The organism is Bradyrhizobium sp. Mp27 (genome assembly GCF_029953005.1).
In the GTDB taxonomy this organism is placed as follows: Bacteria; Pseudomonadota; Alphaproteobacteria; order Rhizobiales; family Xanthobacteraceae; genus Bradyrhizobium; species Bradyrhizobium barranii.
The window spans coordinates 31,920-46,322 of sequence record NZ_JASAUS010000031.1 but is presented as its reverse complement, the minus strand read 5'-3'; the positions used below and the strand labels follow the sequence as shown (position 1 = coordinate 46,322).

Annotated in this window: 11 protein-coding genes, 1 other RNA gene and 2 pseudogenes; 10 read left to right on the top strand and 4 right to left on the bottom strand. The window is 65.2% G+C overall.

Annotation, left to right across the window (positions count from 1 at the left end; all coding sequences use genetic code 11):
- The first annotated feature begins 26 nt into the window (after nucleotides 1-26).
- The 4 genes and pseudogenes from QJT78_RS18050 (at nucleotide 27) to QJT78_RS18035 (ending at nucleotide 6,732) form a co-directional block, all read left to right on the top strand.
- Nucleotides 27-1,611, top strand: a pseudogene (locus QJT78_RS18050) (DHA2 family efflux MFS transporter permease subunit).
- Nucleotides 1,612-2,097: 486 nt separating this feature from the next.
- A complete protein-coding gene (locus tag QJT78_RS18045) occupies nucleotides 2,098-3,897 on the top strand; it encodes an ABC transporter ATP-binding protein (RefSeq protein ID WP_028152575.1) in 1,800 nt (599 codons plus the stop codon).
- Nucleotides 3,898-3,954: 57 nt separating this feature from the next.
- Nucleotides 3,955-5,361: an MATE family efflux transporter gene (locus QJT78_RS18040; protein WP_038942432.1), complete on the top strand. Its 1,407-nt coding sequence runs from the start codon at nucleotides 3,955-3,957 to the stop codon at nucleotides 5,359-5,361.
- 90 nt (nucleotides 5,362-5,451) lie between these two features.
- A complete protein-coding gene (locus QJT78_RS18035) occupies nucleotides 5,452-6,732 on the top strand; it encodes an O-antigen ligase family protein (RefSeq protein ID WP_028152577.1) in 1,281 nt (426 codons plus the stop codon).
- Here QJT78_RS18035 and QJT78_RS18030 read toward each other — a convergent pair.
- A pseudogene (locus QJT78_RS18030) lies at nucleotides 6,729-7,470 on the bottom strand (sulfite exporter TauE/SafE family protein). The gene QJT78_RS18035 and the pseudogene QJT78_RS18030 sit on opposite strands and share 4 nt — an antisense overlap.
- Nucleotides 7,471-7,701: 231 nt before the next feature.
- On the opposite strand from QJT78_RS18030, the gene QJT78_RS18025 reads away from it, so the two are divergent.
- Nucleotides 7,702-7,962, top strand: coding sequence for a hypothetical protein (locus tag QJT78_RS18025; RefSeq protein ID WP_028152579.1), 261 nt, complete (start codon nucleotides 7,702-7,704; stop codon nucleotides 7,960-7,962).
- 7 nt (nucleotides 7,963-7,969) lie between these two features.
- Here the strand turns inward: QJT78_RS18025 and QJT78_RS18020 are convergent, their stop codons facing one another.
- Nucleotides 7,970-9,340: a PLP-dependent aminotransferase family protein gene (locus QJT78_RS18020; RefSeq protein WP_028152580.1), complete on the bottom strand. Its 1,371-nt coding sequence runs from the start codon at nucleotides 9,338-9,340 to the stop codon at nucleotides 7,970-7,972.
- A gap of 49 nt (nucleotides 9,341-9,389) precedes the next feature.
- Here QJT78_RS18020 and QJT78_RS18015 point away from each other — a divergent pair, with 49 nt between their 5' ends.
- Nucleotides 9,390-9,848 carry a DUF983 domain-containing protein gene (locus QJT78_RS18015; RefSeq protein ID WP_080584009.1) on the top strand — a complete coding sequence of 153 codons (459 nt, stop codon included), beginning with the start codon at nucleotides 9,390-9,392 and terminating at the stop codon, nucleotides 9,846-9,848.
- Nucleotides 9,849-9,920: 72 nt separating this feature from the next.
- Nucleotides 9,921-10,634, top strand: a complete 714-nt coding sequence (locus QJT78_RS18010; protein WP_028152581.1) for an alpha/beta hydrolase — start codon at nucleotides 9,921-9,923, stop codon at nucleotides 10,632-10,634.
- A 58-nt stretch (nucleotides 10,635-10,692) separates the two neighbouring features.
- Here the strand turns inward: QJT78_RS18010 and rnpB are convergent.
- Nucleotides 10,693-11,168: RNase P RNA component class A (rnpB, locus tag QJT78_RS18005), an RNA gene on the bottom strand.
- 148 nt (nucleotides 11,169-11,316) lie between these two features.
- On the opposite strand from rnpB, the gene QJT78_RS18000 reads away from it, so the two are divergent.
- The 3 genes from QJT78_RS18000 to QJT78_RS17990 all read left to right on the top strand — a co-directional run bounded on the left by QJT78_RS18000 (nucleotide 11,317) and on the right by QJT78_RS17990 (nucleotide 13,350).
- On the top strand, nucleotides 11,317-11,667 hold the full coding sequence (locus QJT78_RS18000; RefSeq protein ID WP_027544654.1) for a YciI family protein: 351 nt from the start codon (nucleotides 11,317-11,319) through the stop codon (nucleotides 11,665-11,667).
- A 100-nt stretch (nucleotides 11,668-11,767) separates the two neighbouring features.
- Nucleotides 11,768-12,118 (top strand): YciI family protein, encoded by a 351-nt coding sequence (locus QJT78_RS17995; protein WP_011089353.1) that lies wholly within the window; start codon nucleotides 11,768-11,770, stop codon nucleotides 12,116-12,118.
- The gene (locus QJT78_RS17990) at nucleotides 12,118-13,350 is read left to right on the top strand and encodes an RNA polymerase sigma factor (protein ID WP_028152582.1); all 1,233 of its coding nucleotides are present in this window, start codon (nucleotides 12,118-12,120) and stop codon (nucleotides 13,348-13,350) included. Before QJT78_RS17995 ends, QJT78_RS17990 begins: the two co-directional genes overlap by 1 nt.
- Before the next feature lie 117 nt (nucleotides 13,351-13,467).
- Here QJT78_RS17990 and QJT78_RS17985 read toward each other — a convergent pair whose 3' ends face one another.
- Nucleotides 13,468-14,331, bottom strand: a complete 864-nt coding sequence (locus tag QJT78_RS17985) for an N-acetylmuramoyl-L-alanine amidase (RefSeq protein WP_028152583.1) — start codon at nucleotides 14,329-14,331, stop codon at nucleotides 13,468-13,470.
- Nucleotides 14,332-14,403: the final 72 nt, after the last annotated feature.

Below are 14,403 nucleotides of genomic sequence, written 5' to 3'. Positions count from 1 at the left end.
CAAATCGAGCGCTGCGAGGTCAGACCATGGCCAACGCCACCACCGCTTCACCTGCCATGATGGCGGACCCCGCTTCGGAGCGCATCGCGCCGAAGCGGCTGTTCGCCTTCATCATCATGGTGTTCGGGATGTTCATGTCGATCCTGGACATCCAGATCGTCTCGGCTTCCTTGAGTGAAATCCAGGCTGGCCTGTCGGCAAGCTCCAGCGAGGTCGCCTGGGTCCAGACCGCCTATCTGATCGCCGAAGTCATCGCGATCCCGCTGTCGGGCTTCTTGTCGCGCGCTTTCGGCACGCGGCTATTGTTCGCGATCTCGGCGGCCGGCTTCACCGTATCGAGCCTGCTGTGCGGCTTCGCCACCACGATCGAGGAGATGATCCTCTGGCGCGCGCTGCAAGGTTTTCTCGGCGCGGGCATGATCCCGACCGTGTTCGCCTCGGCCTACACCGTGTTCCCGCGCTCCAAATTCCACATCGTCGGTCCGATCATTGGACTTGTCGCGACGCTGGCTCCCACGATCGGGCCGACGGTCGGCGGCTACATCACCGATCTGATGTCGTGGAACTGGCTGTTCTTCATCAACGTCGTGCCCGGCATCGGCATCACCTTGGGCGTGCTGGCGCTGGTCGATTTCGACGAGCCGCATTTCGAGCTGCTCGACCGCTTCGACTGGTGGGGCCTGTTGTTCATGGCCGGCTTCCTCGGCACGCTGGAATATGTGCTGGAGGAAAGGTCCGCAGCATGAATGGATGCAGGACACGTCCGTCGCGATCTGCGCCTGGATCTGCGCGATCTCGGCGATCGCCTTCTTCTGGCGCGTCTTCACCGCGGCCGAGCCGATCGTCAATTTGCGAACCTTCTCCAACCGCAATTTCGCCGTGGGTTGCGTCCTGCAGTTCTGCATCGGCATCGGCCTCTACGGCCTGACCTACATCTATCCGCGCTATCTCGCCGAGGTGCGCGGCTACAGCGCGCTGATGATCGGCGAGACCATGTTCGTCTCCGGCATCACCATGTTCCTGGTCGCGCCGCTGGTCGGCCGCCTGATGGTGAAGGTCGACATGCGCTACATGATCGCGTTCGGGCTGATCGTGTTCGCGATCGGCTCCTACCAGATGACCTGGATCACCCGCGACTACGATTTCTACGAGCTGCTCGTGCCGCAGATCCTGCGCGGCGTCGGCATGATGTTCGCGATGGTGCCGACCAACAACATCGCGCTCGGAACGCTGGCGCCCGACAGGGTGAAGAACGCCTCCGGCCTGTTCAACCTGATGCGCAATCTCGGCGGCGCGGTCGGCCTGGCCGTCATCAACACCGTGCTCAACAACCGCACCGACCTGCACATCACCCGCCTTCAGGAGCGGGTGACCTGGGGCAATGCGACCGCGACCGAAACCCTGACGATGTTCATGCAGAAATTCCAGGGGCTCGGCGATTCCACGCTGATGGCGATGAAGCAGCTCAGCCAGATCGTGCACCGCCAGGCCGTGGTGATGAGCTTTGGCGACGCCTTCTTCATGCTGACGCTGTTCTATCTCGGCCTCAGCCTGCTGGTCACGCTGCTGAGCAAACCGGCCTCGATGACCGCTGGCGGCGACGCGCATTGACGCCAGCCACACTCGGGTTGTCATCGCCCGCGAAGGCGGGCGATCCAGTATTCCAGAGGCATTCGTTGGAGAGCTCGCTCTCGCCATAGCCGCCGCGGCGTACTGGATTCCCCGCCTTCGCGGGGAATGACAGCGGAGTGTGACGTGGCGCCACGCACCAAATTGCAACACTCGTCCGTGAATTCGCAGGACCCCCGTTGCAAACCGCAAACGGCACATCTATAAAGCGCACCTCATTCATTCGAACCGGGGAGAGATTTGCATGACTATTTCGCTTTCGCAGATCGCGCGCCCGTGCTCGATGATGTTCTGGCTCGGTGTGTGCTCGACCTCCTAGAGGTCATTTCGGCCAGCTTCGATTGGGCACAAGGTCCCGATCGCTCAACTTCCCAAGTCAAAGCCAACTTTAGCTGACGCCGTCTCGGCCCTCGCGGCCGGTTTGCGTCCATCGATGGAGCCGGCGCGCCAAAGCGGCCGGATAACGTCATGACCGCTCTGTCAAAAAAGCCTGCGGCGATACGCGTGGTGCTGCCCTTCGTATTCCGGCACTGGCTGAAGCAGCCCGGACGCGGCCTGATCGTGGCCGGCGGCCTGCTGGGCGCAACCATCGCCGACCTGTTCATGCCGGTATTCTCCGGACATCTGGTCGATGCGCTGACGCGCGGTTCGTCCGATCCCGACGCGCGCCGTGCGGCGCTGGTCGCGTTCGGCGCCATCGTGGCGCTCGGCGCGGCGTCCGTGGTGCTGAGGTTGATCGGTCTCCAGGCGATCGTCCCGTTCACGCTCAAGATCATGTCGGATGTCGCCCAGGAGGCCTTCACGCGCGTCCAGCGCTTCTCGACCGACTGGCACGCCAACTCCTTTGCCGGCTCCACGGTGCGCAAGATCACCCGCGGCATGTGGGCGCTCGACCTGCTCAACGACACCATCCTGATGGCGTTGGCGCCGTCTCTGCTGGTGTTGATCGGCTCCATGGTCCTGATCGGCCTGCACTGGGCGTCGCTCGGTGCGGTGATCGCCGTGGGAGCGCTTTTCTACGTCGCCATCACCGTGCTGTTCTCGACGCGCTACATCGCGCCGGCCGCGCGCGTCTCCAACGCCTGGGACACCAAGGTCGGCGGCACACTGGCGGACGCGCTGACCTGCAACGCCGTGGTGAAATCCTTCGGCGCCGAAGCGCGCGAGGATACGCGGCTCGCCCGCGTCATCAACCGCTGGCGCGCGCGCGTGCGGCGGACCTGGTTTCGCTACAACTACACGGCCATGGCGCAGCTCTCGCTGCTGCTATGCCTGCGTGCGTCCGTGATCGGCGGCGCGGTGCTGCTGTGGATGTCCGGGCACGCCTCGCCCGGCGACGTCACCTATGTGCTGACGAGCTATTACGTCATCCACGCCTATCTGCGTGACGTCGGCATGCACATCAACAACCTCCAGCGCTCGGTCAACGACATGGACGAATTGGTGGCGATCCATGGTGAGCCGATCGGGATTGCCGATGCGGCCAGTGCGCGACCGATCGCGATCGAGGCCGGCGAGATCGTGTTCGACGACGTCACGTTCCACTATGGCGGCCATCGCGCGCCACTGTATGACGGGCTGTCGGTCACGATCCGCGCCGGCGAGCGCGTCGGCCTGGTCGGCCGCTCCGGCTCCGGCAAGACGACCTTCGTCAAGCTGGTGCAGCGGCTCTACGACGTCTCTGGTGGCCGCGTGCTGATCGACGGGCAGGACATCGCGCTCGCTACGCAGCAATCACTGCGCAGCCAGATCGCGATCGTGCAGCAGGAGCCGATCCTGTTCCACCGCACGCTTGCGGAGAACATCGCCTATGGTCGGCCCGGTGCCAGCCTGGAGGCCATCGAGCATGCGGCGCGGCTGGCGAATGCGCACGACTTCATCCTGCGCTTGCCGAAGGGCTACGGCACGCTGGTTGGCGAGCGCGGCGTGAAGCTGTCGGGCGGCGAGCGGCAGCGCGTGGCGCTGGCGCGCGCCTTCCTGGCGGACGCGCCGGTGCTGATCCTGGACGAGGCGACCTCGAGCCTCGATTCGGAATCGGAGGCGCTGATCCAGCAGGCGATGGAGCGGCTGATGAAGGGCCGCACCTCGATCGTGATCGCGCACCGCCTGTCGACGGTGCGCAGCCTCGATCGGATCCTGGTGTTCGACCGCGGCGAGATCGTCGAGCAAGGCACCCATGCCATGCTCGCGGGCAAGCCAGGGGGCATCTATCGCGGTCTGTTCGAGCGCCAGGTGGTGGAGCTCGGGCGCATCGCAGCGGCGGAATGAGAGGCGCGCGGCAGCGGGACGAAAGTCCCGCGGTCCCGCCGTTAAGGATGGAATGAGATGAAGGACCTGACGCGCGGCTCCATCGTGAGCCACATCCTGAGCATGGCGCCTCCGATCGTGGTCGGAATGATCACGATCATGATCTGTCAGCTCGTCGATCTGTATTTCGTCTCGGGTCTGGGCGAGGCGGCGATCGCCGGCGTCGCGGCGGCCGGCAATGCGGGCTTTCTGGTCAATGCGCTGATGCAGGTGCTCGGCGTCGGTACGGTGGCGCTGATGGCGCACGCCGTGGGGCGGAAGGACCGCGGCGACGCCAATCTCGTCTTCAACCAGTCGGTCGTCCTGTCGGTGCTGTTCGGGATCCTGACATTGGTCGCGGGCTTCGCGCTGTCGCGCCCTTACATGCGCGCGGTTGCAGCCGACGAAGCTACGGTCGAGGCCGGTACCGTTTATCTGCTCTGGTTCATGCCGGCGCTGGCGCTGCAATTCGCCACGCAAGTGATGGCGTCCGCATTGCGGGCGACCGGCATCGTGCGGCCAAGCATGCTGGTGCAGGCGCTGGCCGTGGTCATCAACATCGCGCTGGCGCCGGTCCTGATCACGGGCTGGGGCACCGGACATGCGCTCGGTGTCGCCGGTGCCGGCCTTGCCAGCTCGATCGCGGTCTTCGTCGGCGTGCTGATGCTGCTCGGCTATTTCCTCAAGCTGGAGCGCTACGTCGCGTTTCACCCCGAGCAATGGCGGCCGCAGCTGCGGCAGTGGAAGAGAATCCTCAATGTCGGCCTGCCCGCGGGCGGGGAATTTGCGATGATCTTCATCATCATGGCCGTGGGCTATTACGTGCTGAGCATTTTTGGCCCGGCGGCGCAGGCGGGGTTTGGCATCGGGACGCGTCTCCTCGGGCTGATCCAGATGCCGGCGCTCGCCATTGCCCTGGCTGCAGGGCCCATCGCCGGCCAGAATTTCGGCGCCGGCAATGGAGCACGTGTGCGGGAGACCTTTGTCAAGTCGTCGCTTATCGCGACCGCCGTGATGATTGTCTTCATGATCCTCGCGCAGTTCGCGCCCGGTCTGTTGCTTGCCGGCTTCTCCAGGGATCAGGAGACGATGGCGGTTGCGTCGCTGTTCCTGCGCCTCGTCTCGCTCAACATGGTGGCGCAGGGCCTGATCTTTACTTGCTCCAGCATGTTTCAGGGGCTTGGCAACACCAAGCCGGTGTTGTGGGCCTCGGCGACGCGGGTTCTCACCTATTCCCTGCCGTCGATCTGGCTCTCGACGTGGCCGGGCTTCCGGATGGAGCATGTCTGGTATTTGTCGATCGCGACGACCACGCTACAGGCCGCGCTGAGCGTGTGGCTGTTGCTCCGGGAGTTCAGAAAACGCCTTGAGCTGCCAGCACAGGAGAAGGTCGCGAAGCCGGCAGATCCCGAGTCGGTTGTGCCTCCCATGCGCGAGCCCGCGTAGCAGATCGAACGGACGCGCGCTTGTCGCCCACCCACGGCTCCGGCTAGTTTGCCGCGCCGTGGGTGGGCCGCGAATCTGCTGGGGATAGCAATGACCGAGGTGTTGAACGAGCAGGGACGAGCGTCCTGGCTCTCCGCGATCTGGGCGGCGCGCTACCGCACACCGGCTCGCTTCGTTGCGCTGGTCGCGTTGCTGCTGCCCTGGAGCACCACCGGCGTGACTTTTGCGCTCGTGCCCTGGCTGATCGCCTTTGCTTTCATCGACCTTCGCGAGCTCCCGCGCTCGCTGCTGCGCCCGATCTGCCTGCTGCCGATCGCGCTGTTCGCCCTCGCACTCGTCGGCACGCTCTGGTCGGATGCGCCCTGGGCCGAGCGGCTGCACGCGCTCGGGCCGCCGGCAAAACTGCTGGTGATCCCGCTGCTGATCTACCAGTTCGAGCGCTGGCCCTATGGCAAATGGGTTTTTGCGGCGTTCCTGGCCTCCTGCACGCTGCTCATGCTGTATTCCTTCGCTGCTGCGATCGATCCCAGGCTCTCGCTAAAGCTCTATCTGTCGCGCGGGCCCTACCAGGTCGAGAGCGGGATTGCCGTGCGCAACTATATCGACCAGAGCCAGGAATTCGCGCTCTGTGCGATCGCGCTGGTGTACCCGATCGTGACGCTGGTCCAGCACGGCCGCGTTCGGATCGCGGCGTTGTTCGCCGTATTGGCGCTCGGCTTCCTCGCCAACATGATGTTCGTCGTGGTCTCGCGCACGGCGCTGGTGACGCTGCCGGTCCTGCTCGTGGTGTTTGCACTGCTGCATCTGCGCTGGCGGGCGGCGCTCGTCGCCGGCGTTGCGACGGCGTTGATCGCCGTAGCGCTCTGGGCCGTCTCGCCGCATCTGCGCGCGACTGTCGGCAAGTTCCAGAGCGATTATGAAAGGAGCCTGGAGGCCGATAACAATTCGATCAGCGGCATGGGCTCGCGTCTCGAATACTGGCGGAAGTCCCTTGGGTTCGTCGCCGACGCGCCGCTGATCGGCCACGGCACCGGCTCGATCCGCGGTCTGTTCGCCGACGTGGCCGCCAATCCGCACGACGACCCGCTGCGCGGCGAGATCGTCAGCAACCCGCACAATCAGACCCTCAGCAATGCCGTGCAGTGGGGCATGGTCGGCGTGCTGGTCCTCTACGCGCTGTGGATCGCGCACCTCTTGATGTTTCGCGGCGAGGGGCTGGCCTGCTGGATCGGCATGCTGGTCGTGGTGCAGAACATGCTGTCCTCACTGCTCAACACGCATCTGTTCGATTTCACCTCGGGCTGGATCTACGTGCTCGGTGTCGGCGTCGCCGGCGGCATGGCGCTCGCGGCGAAGAGGACGCGCACCTAGAGCGCGGCAATACTGTTCCAGACGAGGGGCAGGCCCGACAGGAACAACAGGCCGAGCACGACGTCGCCAAAATGTTTGTCGTTGAGTGCGTGATAGACGCGGGCGCCGGCCCACGCGCCGATCAGCGTGCCCGGGAAGGCGACCAGCGCGAGCCAGACCACCTTGAATTCGACGAGGCCTGATGCCGTCTGCAACACCAGCGCGGTCGCGAGCACGGTGAAATTGAAGAGCTGGAAGATGCCGCGCCGCTCGTGCTTGTTCCAGCCGCGGATATTGGCCCAGAGGATCGGCAGCGGCCCGGACAATCCGGCGAGGCCGCCGAGAATGCCGCCGGCAAAGCCGATCGCGCCGTCGGCAATGCGGCCACCGAACGTCACGGCGAGGGGCCTCTTGTTGAGATAGAGAGCGGTCGAAGATCAGGATCAGCACGCCGACGCTCAGCTTGAACACTTTTGGATCGGCGGAGGCGATCAGCATGGTGCCGAGCGGCACGCCGATCAGGCCCCCGATCAGGAACGGCCGGACCAGCGACAGGTCGAAACTCTTCCACATCGACGGCAGCGTCGAGGTCTGCGCGATCACCGAGCAGATCAGCACCAGGGGCACCGCGAGCGAGGGCGGCAGGACGTAGAGCCAGATGCCGAGCGCCATCAGTGCGGTCCCGAATCCGGCCAGCCCCGAGACGAAGCCGCCGGCCAGCGCGCCGAACAGCAGCAGCGCATAAGTGAGCGTTTCCAACAGATTGTCCTTGTCGCAATGGACGATCCCGAACTGTTGATCGCCAACGCCCGCATAGCACGGCTGCGGCCGTGCAGGTCAATTTCAAAACCGCACGCAAGCGTGATCCCCAACCGCGGGCATTCGCCAAAGGCAGGCCTACATGATGAACATACTTCAATCCGGGGGCCTGCCCGACGCCATGATGCGGTCTCATTGGCCTTTCCCCGAACGAGACGATGGAGAGCGACCATGACCCGCACGAAGATTGCCGTTGCAGCCGCGCTGCTGTCTGCGGCGGCCATGATGCCGACGATGGCGCAGGCGCAGTTCTCCGAACCCGCGGCCTATCAGGCCGCCCATCCCGACCGCGATGTGCTGAACGGCGGCCAGCTCACGCCTGCGGCGCGCCAGGCTCGTGGCGAGATAGTGGCACCGAGCGAGGCCTATGCGGCTTATCCGTCTGGTGTGACGCCGGTCGTTCGCCCGCGCCACCGCCGTCACCACCAATAAGAAGAGCCTAGACGATCTGCCTCGTGTCGGCCGGCCTGTGCAGCGCGCCGACCAGGATGCGCAGCGCTTCCGTAAGCTCCGATCGATTGCGCGCGGCGCCGAGCGAGACGCGCGCTGCGTGCGGCGGTGTTCCGTCCACAGTGAAAGCATCGCCGGCGACGACTGCAAGTCCGTTCCGCAACAGATGCGCGGCGACGTCGGGGCGGCCCTCCGGCAGCCGCAGCCAGAGATGATGGGCGGCGGGCTTGGCCAGGAACTGAATGCCTTTCAGCGCGCGCTGCGCAAGCTGCTGGCGGCCGACCGCCTCGTTGCGGATGGCGGTGATGATGCGATCGGCGATGCCGTTCTCGATCCAATGCGTCACCAGCGCGACCATCAGCGGCGCCGGCATCTGCACGGTGGCCTGCAAGCCGGCACGCATGTCCCGCTGCGCGGCGTTGTCGGGCGTCACGAGATAGGCGACGCGCAGCGCCGGCGCGATGCATTTCGACAGCGTGGTCGCAAGATAGGTCCGCTCCGGAATGAGGTTTGCGATCGGCGATGCCGAACGGTCGAGCAGCCCGTAGGCATCGTCCTCGATCAGAATCGTATCGGCATCGCTGATGATCTTGGCGATGGCATTGCGCCGTTCAGCGGACAGCGTCGCGGTGGTCGGATTGTGCAGCGTCGGAATGAGATAGACGGCCTTCGGCCTGTGCGCGCGACAGGCCTTCGCCAGCGCATCGGGCAGGATGCCGCCGTCATCCATGGCGACACCGACGAGCCTGACGCCGAGCCGCGCCGCGGCGGCCTTGATGCCGGGGAAGGTGAGCGCTTCCGTCAGCACGACGTCGCCGGGCCGCGCGAGATGAGCGAGCAGGTTGAACAGGATCGTCTGCGTGCCGGGAAAGATCACGAGCCTATCGGCGTGCGCGTGCGGAACGCGTGCACGTATCCAGCGCGCCGCGACCTCGCGCTCATGCGCGCTGCCGCCGGGCGGCTGGTAGTTGAGATGCGCGGTCAGGCCCGATTGCGCGCGGATGGCTTCCATCCCGGCAATGATGCGCTCGTCGAGTTGCGCTTCCAGCGGATGCGGCGGCACGTTCATCGAGAGGTCGATCGCGACCGGATGCGGCAGGTCGACCGCGCGGCGCGCGCTGGTCTCGGATACGAATGAGCCTTGTCCGACCCGGGCTTCCATGATGCCGCGGCGTCGCGCCTCGGTGTAGGCACGCGTCACCGTGGTGAGGTCGATGCCGAGGGCCTTGGCCAGCGCGCGCTGCGTCGGCAGCTGCTGGCCGCGCACCAGCCGGCCCGCCGCGATGTCGGCCTCCATGGCCTCGACGATGCGCTGGTAGCGCGGCCCGCTCAGCTCCGAGATTGTAGGGGTCCAATCCATGCAATTTAGCCCCATATCCTTTGAATGTATGGATACAAGATATTATTGTATGGATCAGCGAAAAGGAAGAGGTGCTGTCATGGCCACCGGTTCAGTCTCTCTCACGAAGGCGATGTGGCGCGGCTTCTTGGGCAAGTGCCCGAACTGCGGCGAAGGACATATGTTCGGCCGTTTCCTGAAGGTCGCGGACAGTTGCGACCATTGCGGCGAGGAGCTGTTTCACCAGCGCGCCGACGACTTCCCGGCCTATCTGGTGATGGTCGTGGTTGGTCACCTCGTCGTGCCGGCGATCCTCGCGGTCGAGACGGCCTACGCGCCGGCGGTCTGGCTGCAACTGGCCGTGTGGCTGCCGGTGACGCTGTTCGCTTCGCTCGCGCTGCTGCAGCCGACCAAGGGCGCCATCGTCGGCCTGCAATGGCAGATCGGCATGCATGGCTTTGAGGCGGGCAAGCTGCGGCGCGAGGCGGTTGCGCCGGTCCTCGTGAAGGCGAACACCCGCGCGGCCTGAGAGGCCGCAGCGTTTACATCGCGCGCGCGGCCGCTACACTCCATCGTACAAACAAGAACGATGGAAACGCCGATGGCCGCACGCGCGAAGACTTTTCTGCTCTGTCATGGCGCATGGTCCGGCGGATGGGCCTGGAACAAGATGCATCCGCTGATGGCGCAGGCCGGCCACCGGCTGGTGGCGCCGACCTACACCGGGCTCGGCGAGCGCGCGCATCTCGCGAGTCCTGCGATCGATCTGGATACGCATATCCAGGACATCCTCAACGTCATCAAGTTCGAGGACCTCGACGACATCGTGCTGCTCGGCCACAGCTATGGCGGCATGGTCGCGACCGGCGTCGCCGATCGCGCGCGCGAGCGCATCACGCAACTGATCTATCTCGACGCCTTCGTGCCGCGTGACGGCCAGTCGCTGTTCGATCTCAACGAGAGCGGGCGCGAGCCGATGCGCAAGGCGGCTGCCGCGGGCGACGGCTACCGCATCCCGCCGAATCCGCCGCCGCCGGATACGCCGCAGGCCGATCTCGACTGGCTCAATGCGCGCCGCATCAACATGCCGATCAAATGTTTCGAGACCAGGCTCAAGCTTGAGCATGGCGAGCCGGCGATGCCGCGCAGCTACATCTATTGCAAGCGCATTCCGCCGGGCGACGTGTTCGGGCAGTTCGCGAGGCGCACGAAGAGCGAGGAGGGCTGGCGCTATTTCGAGCTCGATGCGAGTCATGCGCCGAACGTGACGGCGCCCGAGGCGTTGATGCAGACGCTGAAGGAGATCGTGGCGTAGGGCAGCGGCCAAAATGGTGAGGGGTCCGATGCGGTCAGCATCGAACCCCTCGTTGCAAGATATCAGCTGGCCTGTAAGCCGGGTTCTGTAAGGCACCGTCCGCTTGCGCGAACGATACGTGACGGCCATTCCTCTGGGACCATGTTTGCACATGGCCTCGAGCAACCTACCCGGACGGCGGGCCTGACATCGCCCCGCGGCGTTATCGCTTGCGCGAACAGCCCGCTACGCCGTCCCTATTCGGTTTTGCTCCCGGTGGGGTTTACCATGCCGGCTCCGTTGCCGGAGCCGCGGTGCGCTCTTACCGCACCTTTTCACCCTTACCCGTCTACGCAGCTTGCGCTGCTACGACGTGGCAAGCCTGGGCTTGCCTCGCCGAAGCCCAAAGGGCGAAGGCGGGCGGTTCGTTCTCTGTGGCACTTTCCCTGGGGTTGCCCCCGCCGGACGTTATCCGGCACCGTATGTCAAGGGAGCCCGGACTTTCCTCCCCGGCGGCCTTTCGGCACCTGCCGGAGCGGCCGTCCGGCCGACTGACCGGCTACGCATGGGGCATTTGTGACGGTTCCGTCAAGCAGAGATCGCCGCGCACGCCGGCTGCGAATAATTTATCCTGAACATGTCGTTGGGCGTGGGCCCGGTTCGACTGGATGCCGGCATGCAGCCGAGCAACAGGAGTTAAGCGATGCAGTATTTGCTGCTGATCTACCGGAACGAAGCTCAACAGAGCAAGATGGACCCCGCAGATTACCAGAAGCTGTTGGCGGAGTATTCCGCCTACACCCAGTCCATCGTCCAGAGCGGCAACTTCAAGGCCGGCGACGGGCTGCAGCCGACCTCGACTGCGACCACCGTTCGCGTTCGCGACGGCAAGATACTCGCGACCGACGGTCCGTTCGCCGAAACCCGCGAGCAACTCGGCGGCTATTATCTCGTCGAGGCGAGAGACCTCGACGCCGCGATAGCAATGGCGGCGCGGATTCCCGGAGCCAGGGACGGATCGATCGAAGTCAGGCCCGTGATGATCTACAAATGATCTCGTTCCCTGATATCGAATAATCATCCCGAGGATGTCGTTTGATGTTGGCCCCGTTCGACTGGATGTCGGCAATCAGGCCGAACAACAGGAGTAAGCCATGCAGTACCTACTGCTGATCTACCGGAGCGAAGCGGAATTGAGCAAGATGACCCCCGCAGACCGTCAGGCGATGTCGGCGGAGTACGGCACTTATACGCAGTCGATCGTCCAGAGCGGCCATTTCAAGGCCGGCGACGGGCTTCAGCCGACCACGACCGCGACCACCGTGCGCGTGCGCGATGGCAAGACCCTGACCACCGACGGTCCGTTCGCCGAGACCCGCGAGCAACTCGGCGGCTACTATCTGGTCGAGGCCAAGGATCTCGACACCGCCATTGGGCTGGCCGCGCGGATTCCCGGGGCCAAGGAGGGATCCATCGAGGTCAGGCCGGTCATGATCTACAAGTGATCTCTCCAGCCGACATCGCTCGGATTTTTCGCGACGAGGCGGGGCGGGTGCTTGCCACGCTGATCCGCCTCGTCGGCGATTTCGATCTCGCCGAGGATGCGCTCCAGGATGCCTTCGCGGTCGCGCTGGAGCGCTGGTCGGCGGGCGAGGTGCCCGATAATCCGCGCGCCTGGCTGGTCAATGTCGGTCGAAACAAGGCGATCGATCGCATCCGGCGGCAGGCCGTGTTCCGCGGCAAGCAACAGGCGCTCGTGCATGAGCTCGAGCTCAACGCGCAGGCGCCCGACGAGCCGCCGGCGACGCTTGATGACGATATGCTGCGGCTGATCTTCACGTGCTGCCATCCAGCCTTCGCCATCGAGGTCCAGGTCGCGCTGACGCTGCGCACCGTCTGCGGGCTGTCGATGGCGCAGGTCGCGCGCGCCTTTCTCGTCGGCGAGGATGCGATGGCGCAGCGCCTCGTCCGCGCCAAGCAGAAGATCAGGCTCGCCGGCATTCCTTATGAAGTGCCCGAGCACGCCGCGCTTGCGCCGCGGCTCAACGGCGTGCTCGCCGTGATCTATCTCGTCTTCACCGAAGGCTATGTTGCGACCTCGGGCACGGATTTGATGCGGCCCGATCTCGCGGTCGAAGCGATCAGGCTCGGCCGGTTGCTCGACCGGCTGATGCCGGATCGCGCCGGGATCAAAGGCCTGCTCGCCTTGATGTTACTGCACGATGCGCGCCGCGCCGGGCGCGAGACCGCAGCCGGCGACGTCGTTCTGCTGGAAGAGCAGGATCGTTCGCTCTGGAATTGCGTGCAGATCGAGGAAGGTCTGCGTCTCGTGGACGACGCGCTCCGCGTGCCCGGCCCGCCGCAAGCCTATGCGGTGCAGGCCGCGATCGCCGCGCTGCATGCGCGTGCGCCGAGTTTTGAGCAGACCGACTGGCCGCAGATCGCCGGGCTCTATGAGGTGTTGCTGCGCATCAGTCCGTCTCCGGTGATCGAGCTCAACCACGCCGCGGCGGTGTCGATGGTCGACGGTCCGGGGCGCGCGCTCGATCTCGTCGATGCGACCGCCGCGCGCGGCGGGCTTCGTGGCTATGAGCTTTTGCCGGCGGTGCGCGCGGATTTGCTGCGAAGATTGGGGCGCAAGGACGAGGCGCGCGAGTCGTATCGCGCAGCGACGGAGGCGACGCAGCTGGAGCCGTTGCGGCGGCTCTATGCGCGACGGATGCGGGAGATGGAGTAGTTGCTACATACTCCGTCATTGCGAGGAGCGTAGCGACGAAGCAATCCAGACTCTTTCCACGGAGGAGTCTGGATTGCTTCGCTGCGCTCGCAATGACGGAGTGTGTGGCTTGCGCCGTTACTTCGCCGCGACGGCCGTCGCATCCGCCGGCAGGCTCGCGAGCAACGCCTGCAAGGTCGACAGCGTCGAGTGATCCGCGACACCATCGAGCCGCGCCGGGCGGAAATGGCGCTGGAAGGCGGTGACGACTTCCATCGTCGCGGCATCGTATTTGCCGGTCAGCGGCACGCCGTAGCCGTATCGGGCGAGCGCCTGCTGCAGGCTCAGCACCTCGTCGCTGATGGTGCCGAGCATCAGGCTCTCGCCGCGCACGACCGGCGCGGGCGTCACCCAGTGTCCGACGCCGGAATTGGCCAGCGAATGCCACGGAAATTTCTCGCCGGGATCCTTCTTGCGCGCGGGTGCGACGTCGGAATGACCGAGCACCCGGTGCGAGGCCACCTTGCGGCGAAGCATGATGCCGCGGCACAGCGTGATCACGGCGGCGATCTGGCGTAGCGGATATTCCGGGTAGCCCCAGTCATGGCCGCGATTGATGATCTCGATGCCGATCGAGCAGGAGTTGATGTCGTCCTCGCCGGCCCAGGACGAGATGCCCGCATGCCAGGCGCGCTTGACCTCGGGCACGCATTGCACGATGCGGCCGTCCTCCAGCACGACGTAGTGCGCCGACACTTCGGTGCCCGCCGTGCACAGCCGCGCCAGAGCGCCCTCGACGTCGGGCATGCCGGTGTAGTGCAGCACGATCATATCCGGCTGCCGTCCCTTGTTGCGGTCGCCATGGTTGGGCGAAGGGATGATGTCGGAGACGATCGAGGAATCCGGCTCGAACGTCCGCGTGTTCGCCGCGGCCTTGGGAACCGGGAGAACGCGGTGACGCTTCGAATCAGATCCAGACGGCGTGGAAGGACCGGACGACATAGACAGCTCAAAGTCGGACAGAGAGTGGGCCAAGCCCTTCTCTTTACTATTCCTTTACCCTCCGCCGCGCGC